The organism is Paenibacillus hamazuiensis, from assembly GCF_023276405.1.
Classification (GTDB): Bacteria; Bacillota; Bacilli; order Paenibacillales; family NBRC-103111; genus Paenibacillus_AF; species Paenibacillus_AF hamazuiensis.
This window is the reverse complement of sequence record NZ_JALRMO010000001.1, coordinates 3,493,022-3,519,464: the sequence shown is the minus strand read 5'-3', so window position 1 is coordinate 3,519,464 and position 26,443 is coordinate 3,493,022. Positions and strand designations below refer to the sequence as shown.

General features: G+C 56.6%; 24 protein-coding genes. 18 read left to right on the top strand and 6 right to left on the bottom strand.

Translation table 11 applies throughout. The annotated features are described in order from the left end of the window. Positions 1-3 precede the first annotated feature (3 nt). The 8 genes from MYS68_RS15575 to MYS68_RS15540 all read left to right on the top strand — a co-directional run bounded on the left by MYS68_RS15575 (position 4) and on the right by MYS68_RS15540 (position 8,674). Positions 4-1,980 carry a discoidin domain-containing protein gene (locus tag MYS68_RS15575; RefSeq protein WP_248926724.1) on the top strand — a complete coding sequence of 659 codons (1,977 nt, stop codon included), beginning with the start codon at positions 4-6 and terminating at the stop codon, positions 1,978-1,980. A 172-nt stretch (positions 1,981-2,152) separates the two neighbouring features. Further along, positions 2,153-3,124, top strand: coding sequence for a 50S ribosomal protein L11 methyltransferase (prmA, locus tag MYS68_RS15570; RefSeq protein WP_248926723.1), 972 nt, complete (start codon positions 2,153-2,155; stop codon positions 3,122-3,124). Positions 3,125-3,130: 6 nt separating this feature from the next. Then, the gene (locus tag MYS68_RS15565) at positions 3,131-3,835 is read left to right on the top strand and encodes a site-2 protease family protein (RefSeq protein ID WP_248926722.1); all 705 of its coding nucleotides are present in this window, start codon (positions 3,131-3,133) and stop codon (positions 3,833-3,835) included. A 119-nt stretch (positions 3,836-3,954) separates the two neighbouring features. Then, the gene (locus tag MYS68_RS15560) at positions 3,955-4,722 is read left to right on the top strand and encodes a 16S rRNA (uracil(1498)-N(3))-methyltransferase (RefSeq protein ID WP_248926721.1); all 768 of its coding nucleotides are present in this window, start codon (positions 3,955-3,957) and stop codon (positions 4,720-4,722) included. 2 nt (positions 4,723-4,724) lie between these two features. Beyond that, positions 4,725-6,065 carry a tRNA (N(6)-L-threonylcarbamoyladenosine(37)-C(2))-methylthiotransferase MtaB gene (mtaB, locus tag MYS68_RS15555; protein ID WP_248930920.1) on the top strand — a complete coding sequence of 447 codons (1,341 nt, stop codon included), beginning with the start codon at positions 4,725-4,727 and terminating at the stop codon, positions 6,063-6,065. Between the two features lie 99 nt (positions 6,066-6,164). Further along, the gene (locus MYS68_RS15550; protein ID WP_248926720.1) at positions 6,165-6,593 is read left to right on the top strand and encodes an NUDIX hydrolase; all 429 of its coding nucleotides are present in this window, start codon (positions 6,165-6,167) and stop codon (positions 6,591-6,593) included. 1 nt (position 6,594) lies between these two features. Beyond that, the gene (gene deoC / locus MYS68_RS15545) at positions 6,595-7,275 is read left to right on the top strand and encodes a deoxyribose-phosphate aldolase (protein ID WP_248926719.1); all 681 of its coding nucleotides are present in this window, start codon (positions 6,595-6,597) and stop codon (positions 7,273-7,275) included. Between the two features lie 25 nt (positions 7,276-7,300). After that, positions 7,301-8,674 (top strand): class I SAM-dependent rRNA methyltransferase, encoded by a 1,374-nt coding sequence (locus tag MYS68_RS15540; protein ID WP_248926718.1) that lies wholly within the window; start codon positions 7,301-7,303, stop codon positions 8,672-8,674. Between the two features lie 85 nt (positions 8,675-8,759). Here the strand turns inward: MYS68_RS15540 and MYS68_RS15535 are convergent, their stop codons facing one another. After that, positions 8,760-9,464: a TioE family transcriptional regulator gene (locus MYS68_RS15535; RefSeq protein WP_248926717.1), complete on the bottom strand. Its 705-nt coding sequence runs from the start codon at positions 9,462-9,464 to the stop codon at positions 8,760-8,762. Between the two features lie 196 nt (positions 9,465-9,660). Between MYS68_RS15535 and MYS68_RS15530 the strand changes: the two genes are divergently transcribed. Both MYS68_RS15530 and MYS68_RS15525 read left to right on the top strand, forming a co-directional pair. Next, entirely contained in the window at positions 9,661-10,062 is a 402-nt protein-coding gene (locus tag MYS68_RS15530) for a GNAT family N-acetyltransferase (protein ID WP_248926716.1), read from the top strand. A gap of 137 nt (positions 10,063-10,199) precedes the next feature. After that, a complete protein-coding gene (locus tag MYS68_RS15525) occupies positions 10,200-10,832 on the top strand; it encodes a nitroreductase family protein (RefSeq protein ID WP_248926715.1) in 633 nt (210 codons plus the stop codon). A gap of 606 nt (positions 10,833-11,438) precedes the next feature. Here MYS68_RS15525 and MYS68_RS15520 read toward each other — a convergent pair. Then, positions 11,439-12,092 carry an HAD family hydrolase gene (locus tag MYS68_RS15520; protein ID WP_248926714.1) on the bottom strand — a complete coding sequence of 218 codons (654 nt, stop codon included), beginning with the start codon at positions 12,090-12,092 and terminating at the stop codon, positions 11,439-11,441. A gap of 252 nt (positions 12,093-12,344) precedes the next feature. Here MYS68_RS15520 and MYS68_RS15515 point away from each other — a divergent pair, with 252 nt between their 5' ends. The 5 genes from MYS68_RS15515 to MYS68_RS15495 all read left to right on the top strand — a co-directional run bounded on the left by MYS68_RS15515 (position 12,345) and on the right by MYS68_RS15495 (position 19,175). Next, on the top strand, positions 12,345-13,676 hold the full coding sequence (locus tag MYS68_RS15515; protein WP_248926713.1) for an ABC transporter substrate-binding protein: 1,332 nt from the start codon (positions 12,345-12,347) through the stop codon (positions 13,674-13,676). Positions 13,677-13,762: 86 nt separating this feature from the next. Beyond that, on the top strand, positions 13,763-14,644 hold the full coding sequence (locus tag MYS68_RS15510) for a carbohydrate ABC transporter permease (protein WP_248926712.1): 882 nt from the start codon (positions 13,763-13,765) through the stop codon (positions 14,642-14,644). Then, entirely contained in the window at positions 14,641-15,459 is an 819-nt protein-coding gene (locus MYS68_RS15505; RefSeq protein WP_248926711.1) for a carbohydrate ABC transporter permease, read from the top strand. Before MYS68_RS15510 ends, MYS68_RS15505 begins: the two co-directional genes overlap by 4 nt. Before the next feature lie 43 nt (positions 15,460-15,502). Further along, complete coding sequence (locus MYS68_RS15500; protein WP_248926710.1) at positions 15,503-17,578, top strand: sensor histidine kinase; 2,076 nt, start codon at positions 15,503-15,505, stop codon at positions 17,576-17,578. Beyond that, entirely contained in the window at positions 17,553-19,175 is a 1,623-nt protein-coding gene (locus MYS68_RS15495) for a response regulator transcription factor (protein ID WP_248926709.1), read from the top strand. The genes MYS68_RS15500 and MYS68_RS15495 overlap by 26 nt, the downstream gene beginning before the upstream one ends. Positions 19,176-19,231: 56 nt before the next feature. On the opposite strand, the gene MYS68_RS15490 is transcribed toward MYS68_RS15495, so the two are convergent. Continuing rightward, a complete protein-coding gene (locus MYS68_RS15490; RefSeq protein WP_248926708.1) occupies positions 19,232-19,687 on the bottom strand; it encodes a GNAT family N-acetyltransferase in 456 nt (151 codons plus the stop codon). A gap of 207 nt (positions 19,688-19,894) precedes the next feature. Between MYS68_RS15490 and MYS68_RS15485 the strand changes: the two genes are divergently transcribed. Continuing rightward, positions 19,895-21,130: a hypothetical protein gene (locus MYS68_RS15485; protein WP_248926707.1), complete on the top strand. Its 1,236-nt coding sequence runs from the start codon at positions 19,895-19,897 to the stop codon at positions 21,128-21,130. Next, positions 21,031-21,879 carry a fibronectin type III domain-containing protein gene (locus MYS68_RS15480; RefSeq protein ID WP_248926706.1) on the top strand — a complete coding sequence of 283 codons (849 nt, stop codon included), beginning with the start codon at positions 21,031-21,033 and terminating at the stop codon, positions 21,877-21,879. The genes MYS68_RS15485 and MYS68_RS15480 overlap by 100 nt, the downstream gene beginning before the upstream one ends. A gap of 80 nt (positions 21,880-21,959) precedes the next feature. On the opposite strand, the gene MYS68_RS15475 is transcribed toward MYS68_RS15480, so the two are convergent. From MYS68_RS15475 to MYS68_RS15465, 3 genes are all read right to left on the bottom strand, one after another. Continuing rightward, positions 21,960-22,973, bottom strand: coding sequence for a zinc-dependent alcohol dehydrogenase family protein (locus MYS68_RS15475; protein ID WP_248926705.1), 1,014 nt, complete (start codon positions 22,971-22,973; stop codon positions 21,960-21,962). A gap of 19 nt (positions 22,974-22,992) precedes the next feature. Beyond that, positions 22,993-23,370 (bottom strand): hypothetical protein, encoded by a 378-nt coding sequence (locus tag MYS68_RS15470; RefSeq protein ID WP_248926704.1) that lies wholly within the window; start codon positions 23,368-23,370, stop codon positions 22,993-22,995. A gap of 521 nt (positions 23,371-23,891) precedes the next feature. Next, on the bottom strand, positions 23,892-24,758 hold the full coding sequence (locus MYS68_RS15465; RefSeq protein WP_248926703.1) for an arylamine N-acetyltransferase family protein: 867 nt from the start codon (positions 24,756-24,758) through the stop codon (positions 23,892-23,894). A 205-nt stretch (positions 24,759-24,963) separates the two neighbouring features. Between MYS68_RS15465 and pdxR the strand changes: the two genes are divergently transcribed. Further along, positions 24,964-26,388: a MocR-like pyridoxine biosynthesis transcription factor PdxR gene (pdxR, locus tag MYS68_RS15460; protein WP_248926702.1), complete on the top strand. Its 1,425-nt coding sequence runs from the start codon at positions 24,964-24,966 to the stop codon at positions 26,386-26,388. Positions 26,389-26,443: the final 55 nt, after the last annotated feature.

The window sequence follows — 26,443 nt, the reverse complement described above, 5'->3', positions numbered from 1 at the left end:
GTAATGAAGAAAAAATGGGCTGTGAAAATGTTGGCGGTTTCACTGGCGGCGGCGGTCATGCTGCCGGCGGAAACGGTCGTGCGGGCGTCCAGCATGGCGGTTGCCACCGGCAATTCCACGATCGACGGCAGGCCGGTCGCATTCAAAAACCGCGACCACTGGTCGACACCGGATGGCTGGCAGGTGTATCCATACTATTATACGGCGGACAACAGCTCCTTCGGCAGCGGCGACCGCTACAAGGCCAGGTTCGGCTACATGGGCATTACGGCGAACGGCGATTCCGGCAAAGATCCCGTCACGAACACGACGATTCCATGGGCCGGTGCCAACGATAAAGGGCTCGGACTTGTCCAGGTGGCCGGGCACACGTTGTCTTCGGATTTTGCCTCCGATCACGGGTACCCGGTTTCGCAAGACTTGACAAACGGCATGTCGGGCGGATATATGAACCACATCATTTTGTCCCGCGCGGAGACGGTGGACGAGGTCGAGCAAATTTTGCGCGATACGAATGGCGGCGGCGGTTTCCACGGCAGCTTCGCCCGCAATACGTCGGCGATGATCAGCGTGTTTGACCGAAACGGCAACGCGGCGGTGTTCGAATTTGACGGCGACAGCTTTACGCGCGACAACATTACACAGGAATACCAGCAGGACGCGAACGGGTATTACACGGCGGCGCATAACGACGACAAGGATGCGGCAAACCCGGCCGACGGCGCTTATAGCGGCTACGACTGGCGCAACAATTTCAGCAAGGTGAACTGGACGAAGGCGAGCGGATTCCCTTATTTCTTCGATGAGCAGACGACGACGGTGGCGTCGGAAACCGATCCTCATACCGGCGATGAGGACATGAACGTCATTAACACCGTCTATGTGCCCGACGGCATTCACGACTGGGAATTTTCCACCAGCGCGGTGAAACGGCATACCCGGACAGGCATCCGGCTCGACGATCCGTTCAAGAAAGACTACCGTTTTTTCATGCATAAAGTGGTCGGAACGAACGCGCTCGGTACGGAAAATTACCTGGAGACGTTAAACAAAAACATCGGCGAACTTCCGGGGGACCAAAAGCCGACCGGCTGGCATATCAACCGGTTCGTCTCGACGTTCGGCACGGTGCTGGTCGGAAACAAAATCGGCGATCCTTACGGCGGCAAGCTGACTACGATGTGGGTATGCCTCGGTGAGCCGACGGTCGGCATTTTCATCCCGATTTTCCCGTATACCGGAACGATTCCGGCCGAGCTTGCCACGATGTATCAGGCGATCAACGCCAAACGCCATCTCGTCTATGATTATACAGACGACAATGCGGTCGGCTACAGCGGCGGGCGCAATGTCGACCACACGATCGATACGGCGGCTCTTGTCGGTTCGACCGACAATTATTACGCCGAAGGCGGTATCCAAAACTACACCTTCGATATCGAAAACTGGGCGTTCGACGAATATGATAAATTTATGGCCGATTTGCGGACAGGCACGCGCACGGACGCTCAGCTGAAGGCGGACATGACCGCCTGGCAGCAAAACATGGCGGCAAAGATGAAACAGCACTATGTTGCCGGCACCAGCCCTAACGTCGCTTTGAAAAAGGCGGTTACGGCCGATTCCACTTACAGCACTTATGCGGCAGGCCAAGCCGTCGACGGCATCGTCGCCGACGAATCGCGCTGGATCAGCGCGAATACGAACGGCCCGCACTGGCTGGAAATCAACCTCGGCCAAAACTTCACGATCAAAAGCGCCGAAATTACAACGGGCAAGGGTAACGGCGAAGCGGTGTCGAACTTCAGGCTGCAGTCGTGGAACGGCACGTCGTGGGTCGACATACCGGGCACGTCGGTCAGCGGCAACACAAGCACAAAGGTGATTAAAACGTTCAACCCGGTGACGACGAGCAAGGTTCGGTTTTATTCTACGGATAACGGTTACGTGAAAGTGAAAGATATTCGCATCTTCGAATAGATCCGGCAGCAAGAGGCTGCGCCTTAAGCGGAAAGCTTGGGGCGCGGTCTTTTTGTTGTGTCTGCGGATAACCGGGGAGTTTGCTTCTTTGTTTTACCCGAACGATTAATTATAGTACAATAGGCATAATGCGCTTTTTTTCCTACAATTGAACCGGGAGGACATCGAATCAATGCGTTGGCATGAAATTACGGTACATACGACCGAAATGGCGATCGAAATGATCTCCAATTTTATACACGAGCTGGGGGCGGGCGGTGTATCGATCGAAGAATCGGGCACACTGAATAAAAAACGCGACACGTCGCTCGGACAATGGTACGAGGTGCCTTTGAACGATATTCCGGAAGGCCGCGCGGTCATCAAGGGTTATTTTGTCGAAGGCACCGATATGGATGAAATATTGGAGCAGCTGAAAAAATCGATCAATCAGCTTCCGGAATTCGATATCGAAATCGGCGATCCGACCTACGAGCTGCGCACGGTGGACGAAGAGGATTGGGCGAACGCGTGGAAGCAGTATTTCAAGCCGCTGCGCGTTTCGGAGAGGCTGACGATCAAGCCGACTTGGGAGGAGTACAGCGGCGGGCCGGACGAGCTGATCATCGAGCTCGATCCGGGCATGGCGTTCGGCACGGGAACGCATGCGACGACATCTCTTTGTCTGAAGACGCTGGAAAAGACGATCCGCCCGGGCGTCGACGTCATCGATGTCGGCACCGGCTCGGGGGTGCTGGCGATCGCTGCGGCCAAGCTTGGCGCACGCCATGTGCTGGCCGTCGACCTCGATCCGGTCGCCGTCTCGAGCGCAACCGAAAATACCCGGCTGAACGGACTGGATGAGAAAATTACCGTGAAGCTGAGCGATCTGCTGCAGGTGATGAAGGAAAGCGGCGAGGGGACGACCGGTCTCGGCGTACATATTCCGGTGCAGGTGGTCGTCGCGAACATTCTTGCGGAAATTTTGCTGCTGTTCGTGAAGGATGTATACGATATTCTTGAGCCGGGCGGTCTTTATATCGCTTCCGGAATCATACAAAGCAAGGAAGCGGATGTGGCGCAGGCTTTGACCGCCCATCATTTCGAAATCGTGGAACGCAATTACGATCAGGATTGGGTCGTGCTTGTAGCCAGAAAGCGATAGGTGGCCATGGACTGGAACTTTTTCCGTTATCCGCTTGACGAAATTCCGTTCGTGCTGCTCGTGCTGCTGATCGCCTTTACGCTGCACGAGTTTGCACATGCTTACACCGCTTACAAATTCGGCGATCCAACGGCGAAAAATCTCGGCAGGGTGACGTTAAACCCGCGAGTGCATCTCGATATTATCGGCACGCTGCTCATTCTGATCGCCGGGTTTGGCTGGGCGAAGCCGGTGCCGGTCAACCGCGGCAAGTTCAAGCATCCGCGGCTGATGGGCATCGTCGTCTCGGTGGCGGGCCCGCTCGCCAACCTGCTGATCGCTTTTGTCGGGATGCTCATTTGCTACATTTTGTTCAAGTTCCACTTGGTCGAAGCGATGTCGACCGGCGTGTATGAAGCGGTCCGCTTATTTATGAAGCTGCTCATTTTCCTGAACCTGACCTTGTTTTTATTCAATCTTTTGCCTTTGCCGCCGCTTGACGGGTATCGGATTGTGGAAGACATTTTGCCGCTGCACTTAAGGCTGAAGTTCGCGAAAATCGAGCAGTGGGCGATTTACATCTTTTTGCTGATGGTATTTATTCCGCCGATTTCCCGGGTGACACTCGGACCGGTGTTTGCGCTGCAAATGCCGATTTTCGCCGGGATCGACGCGCTCTTGTCCGGCATTTTCGGCTATCGGGTCGATTGGGTGAAATTTTTGCTGGCTTAGGAAGACAGGCCCCGCTTTGAAGAACCGGCCGAATCGCTGGTGAATTGCTGTAAATGGTAGCATTTTGACGGAAAACGGTGTATGATGAAATTTGATTGTCTGGAAAGTAGGATGGCTGAATGCAGCGTTATTTTATACCTGCGGAACAGTTTTTCGAGGATTATGTCCTTATTGCCGGTGACGACGCCCACCATCTGGCGCGTGTGATGCGGGCCGAAGAAGGCGATCGCGTCATCGTGAGCGACGGGCTTGCCCGCGAAGCGCTTGTCGAGATCCGCGAGATCGCCAAAGACCGCGTCCGCGCCGAGATCGTCGAGCGGCTGCCGATGGACCGCGAGCCGAACGTCGAGGTTTGGATCGCGCAAAGCTTGCCGAAGGGCGACAAGATGGAAACCGTCATCCAGAAAGCGACGGAAATCGGCGCCGCGCGGTTCGTGCCTTTTGTTTCCGAAAGGACCGTCGTCCAACTGGATGCGAAAAAGGAAGGCAAGCGCGTGGAGCGCTGGCAGAAGATCGCCAAGGAAGCGGCGGAGCAGGCCCACCGCAACCGGGTGCCCGCCGTGGATAGCCCTTGCGATTGGAAGGCGCTGCTTGCGCTTGCGCAGGAAATGGATGCCGCCTGGATATGCTACGAGAAGGAAAGCGGCTCGCAGCTGAAGCCGGCTTTGCGCAAGCTGCTGAGCGGCGAGAGCGGTGAAGGAGCGCGCAAAAAAATCATGCTGATCGTCGGCCCCGAAGGCGGCTTCTCGGAAACGGAAGTGGCCAAAGCGGAGGCGGCGGGATGCCTGCCGGTCAGCCTCGGAAAACGAATATTACGTACGGAGACCGCCGCAATGGTCGGTTTGACGTGTATTTTATATGAAACCGGAGAGATGGGAGGAGACTGATGATGCCTAGCGTAGCGTTTCACACCTTGGGCTGCAAGGTGAATTTTTACGATACGGAAGCGATTTGGCAGCTCTTTAAAAACGAAGGCTACGAGCAGGTCGATTTCGAATCGACGGCCGATATCTATGTGATCAATACATGTACCGTGACGAATACGGGAGATAAAAAGAGCCGGCAAATGATCCGCCGCGCCGTGCGCCGCAATCCGGACGCGATCGTGGCGGTGACCGGATGTTATGCACAGACTTCCCCTGCGGAGATTATGGCGATTCCCGGCGTCGATCTGGTGATCGGGACCCAGGACCGGGATAAAATCATCCCGCTGGTCAAGCAATTCGAACGCGAGCGCCAGCCGATCAACGCGGTGCGCAACATCATGAAGACACGCACGTTCGAGGAGCTGGACGTGCCGGATTTTGCCGACCGGACGCGGGCTTTTCTGAAAATCCAGGAAGGCTGCAACAATTTCTGCACGTTCTGCATCATTCCGTGGTCCCGCGGGCTTATGCGCAGCAGGGAGCCGCAAAGCGTACTGAAGCAGGCAAGACAGCTTGTCGATGCGGGCTACAAGGAAATCGTGCTGACCGGTATTCATACGGGCGGATATGGCGAAGATTTGGAGGACTACAGTCTCGCCCGCCTGCTTAAAGATCTGGATCGCGTGGACGGGCTGCAGCGCGTGCGCATCAGCTCGATCGAAGCGAGTCAAATTACCGACGAAGTGATCGAAGTGCTGAATACGTCGGACAAAATGTGCCGCCACCTGCACATTCCGCTGCAAGCCGGGGACGACCGGGTGCTGGCGAGAATGCGCCGCAAATATACGACCGCCGAGTTCGGCGAGAAGATTCAAAAGCTGCACAAGGCGATGCCGGGCGTAGCGATTACGACCGACGTCATCGTCGGCTTTCCGGGCGAAACGGAAGAAATGTTCCGCGCCGGCTACAAATTCATGGAGCAGATGCAGTTTTCCGAAATGCACGTATTTCCGTATTCGAAACGGACCGGAACGCCGGCGGCGCGCATGGAGGATCAGATCGACGAGGAGATCAAAAACGCGCGCGTTCACGAGTTGATCGACTTGTCTGAAAAAATGCAGCTTGCGTATGCGCAAAAGTTCGTCGGCCAAGTGCTGGAGGTCATTCCCGAGCGCACGTACAAGGCGGATCCGAAAAGCGGCCTTTTGATGGGCTACTCCGACAACTACGTGCAGATCGTTTTCGAAGGGCCGGAGGAGTGGATCGGCGATATCGTCAAGGTTAAATTGACGGAGGCGGGCGTTAACGAATCCCGCGGCAGCGTCGTTCGCATTTTAGAGCCGGCGAAAGCGGTCAATGCTTAAAAGAAACCTAAGGAGGATTTTGTCCTGCCGCACGGCAGGGTGAAATCCTCATTATTTCTATATTCTCTACATAGGGCTTAGCGGAAAGGGTGGGCGGATATGAAGGAAGTATCGGCGGGCGGTGTCGTTTTTCGGCAGCAGGACGGAGAGACGTATGTGCAAATGATACAGGACCGATACGGAAAAATAACGCTCCCCAAAGGGAAAATGGAATCCGGCGAAAGCGTGGAGCAAACGGCGCTTCGCGAAATTTTGGAGGAAACGGGGATCGAAGGCCGCATCGTGGAGCCGCTCGAAACGATCCGTTACCAGTATACGATGATCGGCGTCGGCTTGGTGGACAAGGAGGTACACTACTTCCTGGTCGAAGCGACCGGCGGCAAGCTGACCGCGCAGGTGGAAGAAATCCGCGGAGTGGAATGGCTGCTCCCGAAGGATGCATGGTATCAGCAGGTACATAACGGATACGGCAACAATGACTCCGTCGTGAAGAAAGCGTTAATCAAACTTGGGTATGAGGTGAAATGACATGGAAATAGATGTGAAAAAAATCGCCGGGTACATAGACCATACGCTGCTCAAAGCGGACGCGAACCGGCAGGCGATTGAGAAGCTGTGCGCGGAAGCGAAGCAGTATCAGTTTTACAGTGTTTGCGTAAACGGGCACTGGGTGCCTTATTGCAAGGAGCTGCTTGCCGGCTCCGGCGTGAACATCAGCGTCGTTTGCGGGTTCCCGCTCGGAGCGATGCAATCCGATGCGAAAGCGTTCGAAGCGGCGAAAGCGGCTGAGCAAGGGGCAAACGAAATCGATATGGTGCTGCAGGTCGGCTTGCTGCTCGAAGGCAATCATCAGGCGGTGGAAGACGATATTCGCGCAGTAGTAAAAGCTGTGGAGGGGCAAGCTATCGTCAAGGTGATCTTTGAGACAGGTTTCCTTAATGATGAACAAAAGAAAACGGCATGCCGTTTATCGGAGCAAGCCGGGGCTCACTTCGTGAAAACGTCGACCGGCTTCGGACCGGGCGGCGCGACCGTGGAGGACATTCGTCTGATGCGCGCGGCGGTATCGAATCAGATCGGAGTGAAAGCTTCCGGAGGCGTCCGCGACGCGCAGACGGCGCTGGCGATGATCGAAGCGGGGGCGACAAGGCTCGGAACGAGCTCCGGAGTGGCGATCATGAACGGGCTATCCAGCTCCTCATCTTATTAATCGGGACGGTCGGTGACAGCATCTTATGCCAATTGTGATATTAACGAAAAAGCGGAAGAAGCGCCTCGAGCAGGGGCATCCGTGGGTGTTTAAAAACGAAATCGAGCGCATTGAAGATGAGGGCGCCGTCGTTCCGGGCCAGCTCGTTCCTGTGCACAGCCACCTCGGGCAATACTTGGCGACCGGCTATATCAATCCGGCGTCGCAAATCACGGTGCGCATTGTCTCCTCGCGCCCGATCGAAGCGATGACGGCGGATTTCTTCGCCGCCCGCTTTCGCGACTGTGCGGAGCTTCGCCGCCGCTTCGTCCAAGACAGCGACTCCTACCGGCTCGTCTACGGCGAGGCCGACTTCCTGCCCGGGCTGATCGTCGACAAATTTGCCGACGTGCTTGTCGTGCAAATTTTATCGCTCGGTATGGACCGGGCGCGCGAAGAGATCGTGGCGGCGCTTGTTCAAGTGTTCGCGCCGAAGGGCATTTACGAACGGAGCGACGTGCCCGTTCGCGAATTGGAAGGCCTGGAGCAGCGCAAAGGCGTGCTTTACGGCGATGTACCGCGTCTCGTGGAAATCCGCGAGAACGGCATCCGGATGATCGTCGATGTCGTGGAAGGACAGAAGACGGGATATTTCTTCGACCAGCGCGAAAACCGCGCCTCGATCGAACCGCTGATGACCGGCTGGGGGCGTCGGAGCGGCATTGAGCTGCAGGAGCTGCCGGGTGAGGACGGCGCTTTGCGGCGCATCCCGGTCAACCCGAACGGCAATGAAGTGACGTTTCCTTATTGGGACGGCGCAACGGTGCTCGAATGCTTCTCTCATACCGGCAGCTTTACGCTTCACGCCTGCAAGTACGGCGCGAAGAAGGTGACCTGTCTCGATATATCCGAGCATGCGATAGACAGTGCCCGCCGCAACGTGGAGCTGAACGGCTTCGAGGACCGCGTCGAATTCGTCGTCGCCGATGCATTTGATTATTTGCGCGAGCAGGTGAAGGGAATTGAGGAACGGTCCCTGCGCAGCCAGGCTGCCGTTAAGAAAGTGGACACGTCGCAAAAGATGACGGCCAAGGGCCGCACGTGGGACGTCGTCATCCTCGATCCTCCGGCGTTTGCGAAAACGAAAGGGGCCGTGGAAGGAGCCTGCCGCGGCTACAAGGATATCAACCTTCACGGCATGAAGCTTGTAAACGAGGGCGGCTTTCTCGTCACGGCGAGCTGCTCTTACCACATGCGACCGGATCTGTTCCTGGAGACGATTCACGCCGCGGCCGTCGATGCAGGAAAAGTGCTCAGACTGCTCGAGTTTCGCGCCGCAGGCAAGGACCATCCGACGATTCTCGGCGTCGACGAGGGGCATTATTTGAAATTTGCCGTGTTTCAGGTGACAAGCCGCTAAGGCCGGTGTCACCGGGCGCGAAGCAATTAAAGGACTTGGCGGTTTGCACCGGCCAGGTCCTTTTTCACACCCGCAGCCGCCGGGATTAAAGGAGCCGCAGCACCTTGCACAGCTCAATAAGCCGATGAATGCCCCGAAGCTGGTGGCGGTTGCGCTCATGGATACTGCGAATCGCGTCTTCCGTCAACTTTTTGGCCTGCTCGATGCTCTGGTGTTCGACGGCTTGCACAATGTCTTTCATGCTTTTTAAAAAATAGACGGTGCTGCGGAGCGTACGGATGAGCAGTATTTTTCGGAGATGCGTCGGAGTGAACAAACGGTACCCGTTTTCCGGATCGCGCTCCGGCGTAAGCAGCCCTTCCTTTTCCCAATGGCGGATCGCTGAAGTCGCGACACCTGCGAACGCGGCGGCTTCGCCGATCGTCATGCGGTTTTTCAGCTTTTTACCCGTGACGGTCGGAAGTTCGGGATGCTGCAGCAGTTCGAGCGTTTGGTCGGCAGCGACCTTTTCGCTTTGCAGGACCGCTTGCTCCTTGTTGACCAGCCAGAAGGCCCCATCCACATCGGCGCTTTGAATTTTTCGCAGCACCTCGCAAGTGACCGCAACGCCGAATCCCGGGAACATGGTGCGGAGACAGCGGAAATAAGCCAAATGCTCCTTCGTATATAGCCGGTACCCATTCGCCGCTCGTGCGGGTGCGGGTACGACTCCCCACGATTCGTAATGGCGCAGCGCGCTTGTGCTGATATAAAGTTCTCTCGCAATCTCGATCGGCTTGTAATAGTCCATTTTGCAACCTCCTCACGATACGCTTCGAGGCTACAATATACCAAAAACATGCAGCGCCAGGCAAATGTTGTTGTAAAACATTCAAGCTGCACGATAAGGTGGATTTCGCCGGCATAAGCCCGATTGCCCGATACATTCTCACTTGCATCTATGTTGTATAGTGGATGGTGAGAATACGTTGAAGGGGAGAATCGCGATGAACATTTGTTATGAAAACCCGAGTGCAGAAGAGTATTTCGTGTTAAGAACGGCGGCGGGGCTGGAAGTCAAAGATGAATCTGTGGCGGAGAAAGCTTTGAGCCGTTCGATTTTTTCCGTGATTGTAAGAAACGATGATTCAAAGCCGGTCGGAATGGGCAGAATCATTGGCGATGGAGGCTGTTTTTTTCAACTTGTCGATATCGTCGTAAATCCGGATTGCCAAGCGGAAGGGCTGGAAGACGTCATTTTGAAGGAGCTTACGGACTATCTGGACAGGAATGCCCCGAAGGGGGCGGAAGTGATATTGATGGCCGATGTGCCGGCAGTGCAGCGGTACAAGAAATACGGTTTCGAGTTGACCTACCCGAATTCGTTAAGCATGAGCAGAAAGGTATAAAGCGGGTACCCGGCGTATGGCGAAGAGGCGAACGCATGTCGCTCCGCCGGGGAATTTTTCATATACTGGTATGGTAAAAATGACTGTGAGCATCTCATCCCGGCGCTGGGCCGCCGGGACGAGGAGGGAGGCATTCGATGAGTGAACATCATGTTCAGGAAGCGGGGGAAACGAACGGCGGTAACGCCGTTCTGGAGGCGATTCGGCACAGGCGAAGCATCGGGAAGGTGAAGACGGACCCGGTCGATCGCGCAGCGATTGATGCCATGCTGGACGCTGCGGTATGGGCGCCAAATCATTATCACACCGAGCCGTGGCGCTTTTACGTTATGACGGGGGAAGGCCGTCGTGTGCTCGGCAAAGCTTATGCCGATATTGCAGCGGAAGAGGCGCAGACCCTTTCGGAAGAGGAGCTGGCGGAGCTGCGGGCCAGACAGGAGGCGAAGGCGTTCCGCGCCCCGGTGGTCATCGCCGTTGCCGTCAGCCCGTCGAGCGGGCCGAAGGTGCTGCGCACCGAAGAATTCGCCGCCGTGCATGCGGCAGTGCAAAACATGCTGCTCGCCGCTTATGCGCTCGGACTTGGCGCCATGTGGCGGACGGGCGATGCGGCCTATCATCCGCTTATGCGCGAGGCGTTCGGCTTGACCGGAGACGAGCAGCTCGTCGGCTTCATCTTCGTCGGTTACCCGGACATGACGCCGCACCACGCCAAACGCACCCCGGCCGCGGCAAAAACGGTGTGGCTGGACGGCAGCGATGGAACGCAATAGGAGCGGCAGTGAGACCGCCGGCAACTTTGCGGCTATTTTGGCGGTGATGCAAAACTGTACGAGGAAGGCAGCGCTTTGAGCTTAAACGGGAACATAGAGGAACTATGGTGCGCTAAAACGGGCAATTTCGGATATTTTGGCAAATTAGAGGAACTCAGGTGTTCTATTTGCTTGTTTTCCCACTCCACAAGCCATTTTCCACGTATTTAGCGCACCTGAGTTCCTCTATTTTTTCTGTGTGCCCTTTTATCCGAGGATAGCGGACGTGAGTTCCGCTATGTGTTATAAAATCTTAAACTACGGTCCGTATGTACTCGTTAACCTCGGGAGGATGGCGCGTGCTTCCTGTGTGGAAGGCCGCTTCGCCGCACAAGCATCCGGGGGTGCTCATGCACGGGAGCCAACGCCGCCCGGGCCTCGCGCTCTTAGCGAGGTAGGCTCGCCGTGGGGCAAGCAGCACCAGCCTACTGTGCACCGCGGAGCCCATGCCGCCGAGGCTTCGCGCCCCAGCAGAGCAGGCTCACCGGGCGCCCATCCATTTGCCGCGCTTCTGCGCCGCTCGAGCCCACGCCTCGCCTTGTGTTACTGGCTGCCCACACCGCACGCCTACAAAAACTGCACCAGCTCTCGGATATGTTCGATGGCCGCGAGCGGCCGAACCCCCCGCGCCTCCATACCGGCGGCGCCGGGGCCATACGCTACGAACGGCACGCCGGCTTGCTGAGCCGCCATGCCGTCCGTCCACGAATCCCCCACGGACAGCCACCGGTCCGGGGGGATTCGCTTATGCTGCCGCAGGACGCGGTGCACGCCGTCCGGCGCAGGCTTTAAGGCCGGGAGCCCGTCCCGGCCGACAATAGTCGCGAAATACCGGGCGATGCCGGTTTCGCGCAGTGCCCTCATCGCCGCCGCATCGGCGTTGTTGGTAAGCACGCTCAGCGTCAGCTTGCCGCTGAGCGCCTCCAGCAGATCGGCGACGCCGGGCTCCAGATCGGCGCCGATCATGCCTTCCTCCTCGATGGCTGCGATGCGCCGCCAGACGGCGTTTTCCACCTCCGCCGTGTACGAGCGGCGATGCCGGACCGAATCGATCAGCGTCACCGTCGTGTATCGCTCCAACGCCACATCGTCCGAAAGCACGCCATGCTCTGCGAGCAGCAGGTAGACCTCCCTTTTCATACGCGCGAAATCGATCCTTGAGCGCAGCAGCGTATTGTCCATATCGAAAATCAGCCCCTGCACACGGTACTTTTTTTCCATCAACTTGCTCCCCCTTATGGTTGACGCTGCGGAATTGAGACCCGCTAATTTTCAAAATAAGGGCACCCCTCGTCCCCCTCCGCTTCGCAATCCTCTTCATTTTGCGTTATCGAAGTTTAATTTCCGTTATTTATACACAATATAAAATCGGTTAGATTTAGTTTATCACCGGTAGCGCCGAATGTTAAACGCTTTCGCATGCGAAAGAGACGCGGAAGGCTGCCCGGAAGATAATGACAGGGGGAACACCACATGAACGCATCGATGAAACGTATGGCCGGCATCGGTCTGACCGCCGTCATGGCGACCGGACTGCTGGCGGGCTGCGCGACAAGCAAAACGCCGGAGGCAGGGCAGCAGGGCCAAGGTCAAGCCGCCGCCAAGCCGTTTGAAGGGAAAAAGCTGACGCTCGTTACGGCAAACCATCCGTGGGGCGAAGCGATCAAGCCGCTGCTTCCGCAATTCGAGGAAAAAACCGGCATGAAAGTGGAAGTGCAAAGCTTTTTCGAGGATCAGCTGACGCAGAAGCTGACCGTTCAATTTACGACCGGCGCGGCGACACCGGACGTATTCATGTACCGTCCGCTGCAAGAGGGGCAGCTGTTTTTCAAAAACGGTTGGGTGGAGCCGCTTGACGATTATACGAAAAAAGACGCCTCCTACGACTTCGCCGATTTCTCCAAATCGGCCGTCGGTTCGACGACGGTCGGCGGCAAGCTGGCCGGAATTCCGATCATCACCGAGCAGGAAATATTGTACTACCGCAAGGATCTGCTGCAGCAGGCGGGCATCGCGGTGCCGAAGACGATGGACGAACTCGTCGCGGCGGTCAAGAAGCTGCACGATCCGGGCAAGGAAATGTACGGCTTCGTCGCCCGCGGACAGCGTTCTCCGCTCGTTACGCAGGTGTCGAGCTTCCTTTACTCCGAAGGCGCCGACTTTATACAAAACGACAAGGCGACGGTGAACACGCCGGAAGCGATCAAAGCGTTTTCGACGTACGCCGACCTGCTCAAGAACTACGGGCCTCCGGGCGTGCTGAACATGTCTTGGCCGCAGGCGATCGGCATTTTCGCTCAAGGTAAAGTAGCTTTCTACACGGATGCCAACTCGATTTACCAAAACGCGACCGATCCGGCGAAATCGACGATTGCGGACAAAGTCGGCTTCGCCGTATTTCCGGGTGGAAAAGCCGGCTCGAAGCCGTACAACATCACCTCCTGGGGACTCGCGATGAACGCCAAATCGGCTAACAAAGATGCGGCCTGGGAGTTCATCAAATGGGCGACCAGCAAGGACATCGTGCTCGCGACACAGCAAAAAGGCAACCCGGGCGCTCGTTTGTCGGTGTGGGATAAGCCGGAAGGCGTAACCGGATTCCCGGCGGACCTCGTACCGGTCATCAAGGAGTCGCAAAAAGGCGGCGTCGACCACGACCGTCCGACCGTCATCAGCGTAGGCGAAGCCCGCGACGCGGTAGGCGCCATCGTGCTGAAAGCGATGAACGGCGAAGACATCAAGGCGGCTGCGGATACGGCGAACAAAGAGCTGCAGGCGATCATCGACAAAGATAAAGGCAAGTAAAGTTTTCATCGAAAGTCCCGGGGATGTGCCCTCCGATGAGGGACGTCCCCGGCTTTTATCTTAAACGGAAGAAAGGAAGAATGATTATGGCAACGAACTGGTTCGACCGCAATTTAAAATGGATTTACACCTTGCCTGCGGTCCTCTTTGTTCTTCTTATGATGGTGTTTCCCATTGTATATACGGTGCGAATCAGCTTCTTCGAATGGAGCATGTCGGCTACGACCCCGCCCAAATGGGTAGGGCTCGCCAACTATATCGCGTTGCTGAAGGATGCGCGGTTTTGGCACGCGGTGAACGCAACGTTTTATTTTACGGTGCTCGCGCTGGTGCTCGAAACGGTATTGGGCGTCGCCATCGCAATGCTGCTGTACCGCGAATTTCGCGGTAAAAACATCGTCAAGACGCTGTTTTTGCTGCCGATGGTGGCAACTCCCGTGGCGATGGGCCTCGTCTGGCTGCTCATTTACGAGCCGTCGATCGGCGTCGCCAACATGATGCTGAAATCGCTCGGCTTCAAGCCTTTGCTGTGGCTCGCTTCGCAAAGCCAGGTCATCCCGTCGCTGGTCATCGTCGATGTGTGGGAATGGACGCCGATGATCGCTCTGATCGTCATGGCGGGGTTGTCCACGCTGCCCTCGGACCCCTATGAAGCGGCGGACGTGGACGGGGCGACGCTGTGGCAGAAGTTTACGCACATTACGCTTCCTCTGCTGCGTCCGACGATTATCGTCGCCGTCATGCTGCGTCTGATCGACGTGCTGAAAACGTTCGACATCATCTATTCGACGACGCAGGGCGGACCGAACCTCGCTTCCGAGACGCTGAACCTGTACGGTTACGTGCTCGGCTTCCAGTACTTCAAGCTCGGCATGGCTTCGGCGCTGCTCGTGTTGTTCTTCATCCTGGTCATGGGTCTCACGCTGGCGCTCATCTTTGTGCGCAAACGATTGGAGGCGTCGATGTGAAAAAGAACAAGAGGCATCTCAACCTGCTGTATTCGCTGCTGACGTTCGTCGTCATCCTGTTGTTTTCGTTCCCGTTTCTGTGGATGCTGCTCGCCTCGTTTAAAACGCAGGCGCAGATCATGTCCACGAAGCAGTTTTTCATTTTCACGCCGACCGGTAAAAACTACACGAGCGTGTTCCAGCAGTACGAGTTTTTGCGTTTTATCGTCAACAGCTTTATTGTGGCGGTCGGCTCGACGGTCGGCTCGCTTATTCTCGGCCTGCCTGCGGCTTATGCGATCGCCAGATACCGCCTGCAAGGACTCGGCCTCGTCATTTTGGTGGCGAGAATCGTTCCCGGCATCACGTTCCTGATCCCCTGGTTCATCATCTTCTCGGGCCTTGGGCTGATCGATACGTATGCGGCGCTCATTTTAAGCCATATGCTCGTCGGCCTGCCGTTTATCATCTGGGTCATGATCTCGTTTTTTGAAGGCCTGCCTCACGAGATCGAGGAAGCGGGACTTATCGACGGCTGTACGCGCACGCAGGTGTTTCTGCGCATCATCATGCCGATTTCCGGCCCCGGGGTGATCACCTCGTCGCTGCTGTCGTTTATTTTTTCGTGGAACAACTTCATGTTTTCGATTATACTGGCGGGAGATAAAACGAAGACGCTGCCGATCGCGGTGTTCAACTTCCTGTCCTATTCCGAGATCAACTGGGGCGCCTTGATGGCGGCCGCCTGCATCATTACGCTGCCGGTGCTGATCATCGCCCTGCTCGCGCAGCGCTATATCGTCAGCGGTCTTGCCGCAGGCGCGGTCAAAGGGTAAATCCGTACACAAGGGCGGCGCGTCAAATAAGGGGCTGAAGCGATTGGTCGGTAAAATGACGATATTCGGCAGGGTGATCGGGCTGATCGTCCTGCTGCTTACGCCGGTTTTTATATTATACAGCTACTCGAATAAGGTCAGCGTTGACGTGGTGAAGAGCGAGCTTCAATCTTCCAGCCTCAATCAGCTGATCTTTTTCCTTCGTCAATTCGATGCTACGGTGGAGCAGCTGTCGATGTTCCCGGTTATTCTGAGCTTCGATCCGTTTATACGCGATTTTGTCGACCGCCGCAGCGGCGGCTGGTACGACGTGCTGCGCGAGCGCACGCGTATTGCCGAGAAGCTCGGACTGCAAAGCGTGTCCAGCGCCTGGATGAACGAGCTGACACTGTATTTGCCGCAGGAGCAGCAGGTCGTGTCGACGAATATTTTCAAAAGCTACCGGGCGGACGATGTGGCCCGGTATGCGAAGCTCGCCGGCTGGAACTACGAGCCGCTCACGGCGCCGGACGGGGGCGGATACCGTCAGGGGGCGGGCACGGCGAGCGGTCCTGCGGCCGGCATGGCCGCGGCGGTAAGAGCGCAATCGGCGGCATCCGGCGGAGCCTCGAGCGGCCGGCAAGCGGCGGCCGGCGAAAAAGCCGCTCAAGCCCCCGAAGCGGGCCGTTCTACCGGCGAGAGCGCTTCGGCAGCAACAGGGGATTATGCCCCGGCGTCGCCTTCCGTTTCCGCCGGCGGTCCCGCGAACGCGAAGCTTTTCCAAGCCTCTTCGCAGGCCGCAAGGCAAAGCGCTGCAGGTGCTCCGCAAATTCCAAGCGGGATGCGAAACGACGCGCAGTTCGTGCTGTCGATCGTCGAGCCTCCGCGGGCCACGGACACTTCGCAGATCAAAGCGATGCTGCAGGTCGCCTTCACGAGTGCGAACATCGCGCAAATGCTCGATCAGGTGAAGCTGGGGGGCAAGGGCGACCCGTTTTTTTACCAAAAAGGGCTGCCGCCGATTACGAACAGCTCCCCGGATTTGGACAAGGTCCAGGAGCTGCTTCCGCTGCTGGAGCGGCAAACGCTCGAAGGCGTGGGACATACGGTCGTCGAGCTCGCCGGGCGGCAGTATGCCGTAAACTATGCGCAGTCGAAGCAGCTCGGCTGGTTTCTCGTCGATTACGTGCCGGTGGAGAACATTTTGGCACCGATCACAAAGACGAGCGTGCTGTTTTATACGAGCATCGGGCTGCTGCTGCTGGCCAGTCTGCTCGCCGCCTACATGCTGTACCGCCACGTGCAGTATCCGATCCGCCGGCTTGTGCACGGCGTGCAGTTGATCAAGAAGGGGGATTTTTCGGCGCGGATCGAAGTGAAGGCGAACAACGAGTTCGACTTTTTGTTCGAACGGTTCAACGATATGGCCGCGCAAATTCAGGAGCTGGTCGAGCGGGTGTACGAGGAGAAGCTGCGGCTCAGAGAGGCGACGCTGAAGCAGCTGCAGGCGCAGATCAACCCGCATTTTCTGTATAACAGCCTGTTTTACGTGGTCAATACGGCGATGCTTGGCGATACCGAGGCGGTCGTCGCGATGGCGCAAAACTTGGCCGAATATTACCGCTATACGACGAGGATCGACGACCAGGCCGCTCCGCTGCGGGACGAAATCAAACTTGTGCAAAACTACTTGACGATCCAAAATCTGCGCATGCACCGGCTTCATTACGAGGTGGACGTGCCCGAAGCGATGCTGGACACGCCGATTCCGCGTCTCTTGCTGCAGCCGGTCGTGGAGAACGCGATCGTCCACGGCATCGAAAACAAACCCGGCGACGGATGGATCGCCATCCGCGGCTCCGTTAGGGACGGCGTATACGAGCTCGTCGTCGAGGATAACGGCGCCGGCATGAGCGATCAGGCGCTGCAGGAGTTCGAGCGGAGGCTGAGCCGCCCGGTCGAAGCGGAAGCCGGCTACGGCGTATGGAATGTGCACCAGCGGCTGCAGATCATGTTCGGCGAAGGCGCCGGGCTGAAGCTTGCCCGCTCCGCATCCGGCGGCGTCAAAGCGACGCTGCGCTGGACTCCGCGGCGGCAGGAAGGAGGAGACGGCGATGTCCCAGCTATTGATCGTGGATGACGAGGCGCATGTGGTGGAGCGGCTGGCGACGCTCGTTCCATGGGAGCAAACCGGGATTACCGGCGTGCATAAGGCGTTTTCCGCCTACGAAGCGCTGGAGGTGCTCGCCTCGCAGCCGATCGATCTCGTTCTCACCGACATCCGCATGCCGGGAATGTCGGGCCTTGAACTGGCCGGACGCATTCGCAGCGGCTGGCCCAAAACGAAATGCATCCTGCTTTCCGGCCACGCCGAATTCGAATATGCGAAGGAAGCGATCGCGCAGGGAACGGCGGACTACTTGCTAAAGCCGGTCACCGACAGCGAGCTGCTGGGAACGGTGTCCCGCGTCCTGCGCGAGCTTCACGAGGAATGGGAGCGCGTCATATCGCAGGAGCGGATCGCGCGCACGCTGAGGGAAAACCTGCCGCAGCTCAGAGGCAATCTCTTGGCCGAGCTGCTGCAGGGGAGGCGTTTTACCGGGGAGAGGCTGCGCGAGCAGATGGAGCTGCTGGAGGTGCCGCGCTTTTACGGCGAGCCGTTTGCGATGGTGCTGCTTCGTCTCGAGGAGCCGTTTCACCGCCACAATCCGCGCGGGCTGGCGCTGCTCGAATACGCGATCGGCAACATGGCGGAGGAGCTGTTTGCGCCGCAGTTCGAGATTTGGCACGGGAAAGACGTTCACGACTACCTGATCTTCCTTGTAAAAGAAAACGGCCAGCCGGACGGCGGCATGCTGTTTCATCTCGAGCGTCCGGCAGCCAAGCTGCAGGAGGCGGTCCGCACGTATTTGAAAGGCGCGGTATCGATCGCCATCAGCCGCCGCGGCACGTTTCCCGCCGACCTGGACGCTTTGTACGGCGAGCTGCTTTCCGCTTTGCGCCGGCAAATCGGGCCGGAGTCGGAGCTGATTTTGACGGCGGAAGGACAGGCGGAAACCCGTGCCGAAGTGCGCTCGCTCGAAAGCTTGTATGAGCTGCCGACCTTGGCGCAGCTGCTTGAAGCGAGCCGCTGGGAGGCGATCGGCGAGCGGTGCGAGCGCATTTTCCGCGAGCTGAAGGAGCGCTGGGGCGAGTCGCAGGAGCATCTGCTCGAGGTGTTTCTCGCGGTGTCTTCCGCGGCGGCGCACTACGCCCATAAAAACGGCCGGCAGCTTGCCGAGCTCATCGGCCCCGGCTACGAAAAGCTGCTGCAGGGCGTGCCGTACCGCTCGGTTCAGCAGCTGCACGATTGGACAAACGAGGTGCTCGGCTCGCTGAGACTCGACGTCGAAGGGGAAGTGAAGCATTCGCGGGCGCAGCTGATCGCCGAGGTGCAGCAGTATGTGGAACGCCATTTGGCGGACGCGTCGCTGAACGCAATTGCCGAACATGTTTACATGCATCCGGTGTACGTTTCAAAAATTTACAAGCTCGAGACCGGGGAAAATTTAAGCGATTATGTGTACCGTGTAAGGATGGAGCACGCGGCCCATCTGCTGCTGAGCAGCCAGGAAAAAATTTACGAAATTGCCGCGAAGCTCGGCTACCAGCGGGCGCACTCGTTCATCAACGTGTTCAAAAAGCACACCGGACTGACCCCGCAGGAATACCGGGACAAACATTTGTCGAGCAAATGAAAGATGCCCTGCCGGCCTCGCAATGGACCGCAGGGCATTAACTTTTTTGGGACCTGTTATAACTCCTTGGTCATAAACACGCTGTTCGGATCCTCTGCATAATCCGCAAAAGGCTCGCAATATCGAAAGCCGAAGCTTTCGTACAGCTTTCTGGCCGGCTCGAACTCCGCCATGGAGCCCGTTTCCAGGCTGAGGCGCCGGTATCCGCGCCGCTTGGCTTCTTCTACGATGTGCGCAAGCATGCTTCTGGCTACGCCTTTTCTCCGATGAGCTGCGGCGGTTCGCATCGATTTGATCTCTCCGTGTCCGTCTCCAAGCTCCTTCAGCGCACCGCAGCCGAGCAAATCGCCTTGTTCCCAGGCGCTCCAAAACGTAATCCCGGTTTTTTTCAATTCCTCCGGACCGAGAGCATGCATGCTTTCAGGCGGCGAAAGCTGCGCCATATGTTCAAGATGTCCCCTGATTAACGAGGTTATTTCGGTTCCCGTCAAGTCATCCAGCTTAATCTCCAAAACGATCACCCGCCATCTGTACGATTTAGTGTTAGTATAAAGGCAACGATAACCAATCTCAACCATTTCGCTCCTTGTTTGTTCGATATGACAAATTTTCGACAACTCCATTGTAAACCTTCTTAATAGACTCGTAGATTTGCCATTTTTATGGTATAGTAACTTTGTTTGTGGAAAAAATGGACGAATTTTCGCGAGAGGTGAATCATGAGAAGCAAGCCCTTTAAAATGCTGCGCACTGTGGCGGCGGCTGTTATTTTATTCGGTTTCACGGCGGCGTCAACGGGAGCCGTTCCGGAGACCGTTTCAGCGGCTGCAGGCGAGAGTACGGCGGCGGCGCGGCTGGACCTGTGGACTCCGTCCCATGTGGATGCTCCGCAAATCCCGCTGACTTTCATTTATGCCACCGGCAAGGCGGGGACCGTTACGGTCGATTTGCTGGTCAAACCCGAAGGAGCGGGGGAGTACCGCAAGGCTTCCCTGGAAGGCGGCACATCGTTTGAAACCGCAGGGGATCAAAGCAAATTCACGATATACTGGAACAAGGAAAAAGACGCGATCCCGCCGGGAACTTCCGTTGATCTTCGGTTGACAGCAACCGATGCGGACGGGGGCGAGACCGGCTACGATCTGAACCGGCTGCGCCTGGAGCGGCGGGACGCCGTCCGCAATCATATCGACAATTACTTGATCTATTACGGTCAGTGGACCGATTCTCTCATCGAGCAGGCAAGAGAGAAATACCGGATGGTTATTTTGGATACGCGTACGGGCATTACACCCGAGCAAATTGCCAAGCTTCGCGCGGGCAAAGACCCGCATGACGCTTCGGACGACGTGCTTGTCCTGGGTTACGTTTCGTTAGGCGAAGATCTGCGGACGGAGGGCATGACCCCGGAGCAAATGAAGCAGGACGCGAGATTCGTACTGGACGGTACGGGACCTTCCACCGATCCGCGGCCGGGCGCTCCGTTCCCGAAAGGCGCCCCGATTTCCCAGGACATCAATTTGAAAGGGAAGCCGACGAACGGAGGGTACGCTCCGTTTTATTTGAACGATAACTTTGCGACGTTCGGCACGATCGGAAATGCGGGCGAGCCCGATTTCAATACCAACTTCAAAGCCGCTTTCGTCAACCCCGGCCATCCCGAATGGTTTAAAGTTTTACGCGAGATGACGCTTCAGGCGGATCATGTCTCGGGGATCGACGAACTGCTTACGGTATACGGCTGCGACGGATTGTTTATGGATACGCTCGATACGGCGGCGCCCAACTCGTTTACCGATGCGTCGAGCTCCAATCAAGGCCAGTTCGAATGGTTGCCCCGGGGCTCAGACAGCTTGTGGCGAACATCCGGCAGGCGTACCCGAACCGGTTTTTGCTGGCGAATCGGGGGCTGTTTTTATACAATCCGGATTTGTCTTCCTACGCCTATAATTTAAGAGGGCTTATCGACTTCGCGCTGTTTGAGAGCTACCGGTTGGACAGCAGCTCCGGCCAATGGTTCAACGAAGCCTTTTTCAACGACAACAAATATAATTACGCGCAAAAATTGCTGGCCGAAGCGGACCGCGAGGACGGGTTTCGCGTGCTCAGTCTCGGCTATGCGGAAGGGCCCGGCGGCGACCTGGCAAAAAAAGCGCTGGATGGAGAACAAAACGAAGCTGCGGACATATTAAATGCGGATATTCGGGAAGCGGCCGAGTTGGGCATGGTTCATTACATATCGGACGCATTGGTGAAGTCGGTGAACAGCTACACGATCGATCATCGCGATTCCGAACCGAAGCCGCCTGCATGGGGCAGCACGCTGACGCCTCCTTGGGGAAAACCTATTGCCGAGCCGAGAGCGGGGATTCAAAATATCGTTGTTCGGGGCAAAGAGGTGTACGTGCAGTGGGATGTGGCCCACTCTTCGGCCCGTCCCGTAACGTACACGCTTTATATGAAAGAGGATCAAAATTTCGATTTTTCGCAGGACTTGAAAACGCAGGCGGTACGCGCCGTTGCGCTTCATCCCGGCGTGCCGGCGGATTACGCAGGCCCGGGCGACCGCACGAAACGGTACCCGTACGAAGACAAAGTGACCGGGCTCACGTCAGGCAAAACGTATTATTTCGTCATTCGCGCGCAAAATGCGGCCGGACAATCCGACGCCAACGAAAACGCGCTTAAAATCGCAGCACCCTGACATTTTGGGAAAAAAGCAGCTGTCCGCAGCGCATTTGCGTGCGCGGCCAGCTGCTTTTGTTTTGTACGGGAGATTTATCGTCAACCTATCTTGATTACCACTTTGCCGAAACGCGGCTGATCTTTGAGATAAGCGAATGCGGCAGAGGCTTCCTCAAACGGAAAAACGCGGTCGATGACCGGCTTCAGCCGGCTTAAGGCGATTGCGCGGTTCATCGCGATAAACTGGGAGCGGCTTCCGACGGCAATTCGCCGCAGGGTATAAACGTTGGCGGCGATGGCGCCGATCGGGACCGACGAGGTGCCGCCGGCAAGCCAGCCGACTTGGCTGATTTGTCCGTCGGCCGCGGCGGATCGGATCGACTTCTCCAGCGTGCCGGCGCCGCCGACTTCGACGACGCAGTCGGCGCCGCGGCCTTCGGTGAGCTCGCGCACAGTGATATGCCAGTTTGGAACCGCATTGTAATCGATCACGTCATCGGCTCCGAGAGCTTTGAGCCGCTCCGCTTTTTCCATGCTGGAGGTGGTTGCGATCACCCGCGCGCCGAACAATTTGGCAAGCTGGATCGCAAACAGCGATACGCCGCCAGAACCGAGCGTCAGCACAGCTTGCCCTGCCTCCAGCGGCTTGCCTCCCGTTAGCGCATTCCAGGCGGTGACGGCGGCGCAGGGAAGCGTTGCGGCTTCCTCAAACGAAAGATGGTCGGGAAAACGTACGACCGCCTCCTCGCTGAATACCGCGTATTCCGTCAGCATTCCGTGAAGCGAGCCGCCGAGCTGGCCGGAGTTCTCCCAACGGAACGGCCCATCCAGCCAATGGGGAAATACGACGCCCGCAACTCTGTCCCCGGCTTTTACTTTGGTGACGCCTTCGCCGACCTGCACGATCTCTCCCGCTCCGTCCGACACCGGAATGACGTCCGGCCGAATGGGAAGCGTGTAGCTGCCGTGAAACAGGATCATGATTTCCCGGAAATTGAGGGAGCATGCCCTTACCCGTACGAGCACTTCCCCCGGACCGGGAACCGGCATGTCGTGTTCCCGCAGCAGCAGCCCCTCCAGGCCCGCTCCCAAATTCACATGATAGCTCTTCATCGAAACCGCCTCCCGGTCATCATGATACGGGAAGCGTGTAGGTGAATTGGTAGTCGGCAACGATCCGGCCGTCATCGCCCAGGATGACGAACACAGTGCCGACCGCCGCAGCGCTTCCTCCTTCTTTCGGGACCATTTCCCAGCCGAGCTTGACGACGTTATGATGGCCGTCCGGGCTGCCTGCCGCTTTAAAGAGATAACCTCCCTCGACAACGTTTATTTCGTACGCTCTTATGATTCGTGCCTCAAGCTCCGCGTAACCTCGCGCCTCCAGCGTTTTGGCATAATGCTCGGCATCCTCCGCCCAGAGCTCGGAAATGAGTTTTCTGCGCCGTCCGGCGTCAGATTCGTTCCAAACCGCCGCGTATTTCTCCGCGAATGTGTTGATATCGATCATGCTTATTCACTCTTCTTCCCTGTTTTTTTGGATTACAAGAGTGACTTTATCACGTAAACAAGACAGATCCCGGCATGTTTTGCGGAGTAGGTTAGACAAGATTTATTTTTCTGTTTCTGCCAGGTGCGGGTAGAAGGGGAAGTGGGAGAGTGCTGAGGTTGGTGCGGTGAGAAGGCGGGAAATGAGGGAGGATTGAAAAAAAATGAAATACAGGAAATGTAGGAAAGGTTGGCAATTGCAGAACATTAAGCAAGTCTGACATAGGTTTTGCACCGGCAAAACCATGCCAGGCATACGCGGGGCAGAAGCTCACACCCGCTCCCCCGGCACCGCTCCAATAGTAAAGCGTGCCCGGAATGTGATTTTGGCGAACAGCCCAAAATCCATGCCGGGCAGACGCGAATTAGAAGCGAGCATTCGCGCACAGCGGGCGGGTCCAGGGCGCTTGGGGCGCCTGGGGTCCCCCCGGTGGGGGGATTTAGGGGGAAGCCGCGCCCAAGGGAGGAAGCCCTAGCCTGCCCTTACGAACCGACCCTGCTCTTCTTCCATTCCTCGTGAAGTGCCAGCGCCTTCTTCCAAATGTCGTCGCGTTCGAGCGGGCTGTAGTTCACCAAACGCTCGCCAAAAACATCGGCAAGCACCTCCAGCCATCGCGACTTCGTATCAAGCTCCGTCTTTACAATTCCGTCAGTATCGCGCTTGATCCACATCAAACCTCTCAGCTCATTGCTGCCGCTCTCGTGCCTGTGGCGCAAAAGAAAAGTGTTGATCCATTTCGAGTCCGGGGATTTGCTGTAAAATTCGTGTTTCGGCTCAAAGACGCTTAAATCATCCACGATGCCGGGGTCAAAATCGACTCCGGCGAACTGGGCGAGCGGATCGTGAACCAGACGCCATCCGCCCGCGGCCACAGTAGATTCCACGACTTGGTAAGTAAACGGATGCTGCTCGTAAACTCCCGGCTTAAGCGGAATCGGTTCGTACGGCATATCGCCGAGCCCTGCGTCGATGATCCATCGTTCCTCCTCCGACCGCTCATTCGCCAGGCTGACGGTCAGTCCAAGGTGAAACGAATTCACCCGCGGCTCCTCGCCGAGCGGCTGAACGCCGGCACGATGCCAATGAACGCGGTACCCGAGCGAGCGAAGCAGCGTGCTGAAAGCTCCGTTCAAATGAAAGCAGTAACCGCTTCGGCCGCTTGTAATGAGCCGAACCGATTCCCGTACATCCATAGATGCGGGTTTCCCGGCAAAGATGTCGACAGTCTGCCAGGGCAAATGCTTCACATGCGCTTTGTGCAGCTCGAACAAATATGCTTTGGTCGGCTCTTGAACGTCTTTAACCCCCAGGCGGTTTAAATAAGCTTTAATCTCGTCTTTCGAAAACATAACCGATCCCACTCCTGTCTTTTTAAAACTAACAAGAGAGTGTTCAAAAAGCGAGCGAAGGAGTTTAGCGGCGTACCTTTTTGAACACGCTCTGCAATCTTCGGAATCAAAGCTTGATGGAAATTATATTCCACTTTAAAATATAACTGACCATTAATAAATGGTCAGTTTATAAGTATTTTAAAAGACAGAGGAGCTTCAAAACATGTTTGATATACTGCTTTCGAATCAAACCGATCAGCCGCTGTACATGCAGCTGTATACGCAAATTCGCGACCATATCCGCAGCGGCATCATCGCGAACGGCATGCGCCTGCCTTCCGTCCGGTCGCTGCAGCTGCATTTGAACATAAGCAAAACGCCTATTGAAACGGCTTACCAAATGCTGTCGGCCGAAGGCTACATCGTCAGCAAGCCGCGCTCCGGCATCTATGCGGTTAAGCCGTACGAGACCAATCGGCCTTTATATTCAAGCGGAGATTCCGAATACAGATCTGCGAATCTCCGGAGTTCCGCCCGGGTTCCCGAAGAGACGGAATGGTTTATCGATTTCAATCCGTCCGGTGTAGACAGCGGCATATTTCCGGTGCGGGTCTGGAAGAAAATGATCCATGATGCGTTGGATCGGCATTCGTCGGAAATGCGGGATTATGGCGACAAGCAGGGAGAATACGCTCTGCGTGCAGTTCTGGCAGAATATCTGAGGAACGCGAGAGGCGTCGTTTGTTCGCCGGAGCAGATCGTTGTCGGTGCGGGGATTTCCTACAGCATCGGCCTTCTTGCCAAACTTTTGGCGGGGATCGGGGAGGTGGCCATCGAAGAGCCCGGATTTCGCACGGTAAGGGAACAACTCATAGCGGGAGGTTTCCGCGTGATTCCGATACCCGTTCACGATAAAGGCATTTCGCTCGATCAGCTTCGCAGCTGCGAAGCCAACGCCGTTTATGTTACGCCGTCGCACCAGTTTCCTACCGGCAGCGTCATGCCGTATGCCGAACGGGAAATGCTGCTGGGCTGGGCGAACTCGCGAAACGGGTACATCATCGAAGACGATTACGACGGAGAATTTCGCTATTACGGCAAACCGATCCCTTCCTTGCAAAGTCTCGACGATCGGGGAAGGGTCATCTACATCGGAACGTTTTCAAAAGCGTTTACGCCGGCGCTGCGCATGAACTACATGGTGTTGCCTCATGAACTGGCAGGACGGCTGGGAGAAATGCAGCGATTGCTTTTGAATCCGTCACGTATAGACCAGTGGGCTATGCAGGCATTTATCGAGCAAGGCCATTGGTACCGCCATATTCGCAAAATGCGCGGCATTTACCGCAAAAAACATCAAAAGATCATCGAATTGCTCCAAGCCCATTTTGCAGACAGCATCGAAATTACAGGGCAGAGCGCCGGTCTGCACATACAGGCAACCGTACGTACGGAGCGAACCTGTGAAGAGCTGGTGAACGCGGCCGCGGCCGAACGAGTCCGCATCTACGATTTCCGGGAGATGCGGATGAGTCCGATTTCCGAAGGAAAACCGAAGGTATATTTGGGGTTCGGCGGATTAAGTGAAAACGAGCTCGAAACGGGCATCAACCTGTTGAAAAAAGCGTGGTCCGGAATGATCGATTAGTCCGTACCTCGACAGTTCCCGTCGTTTTTGAAAAAATTACCTGGCCTGTATTGAC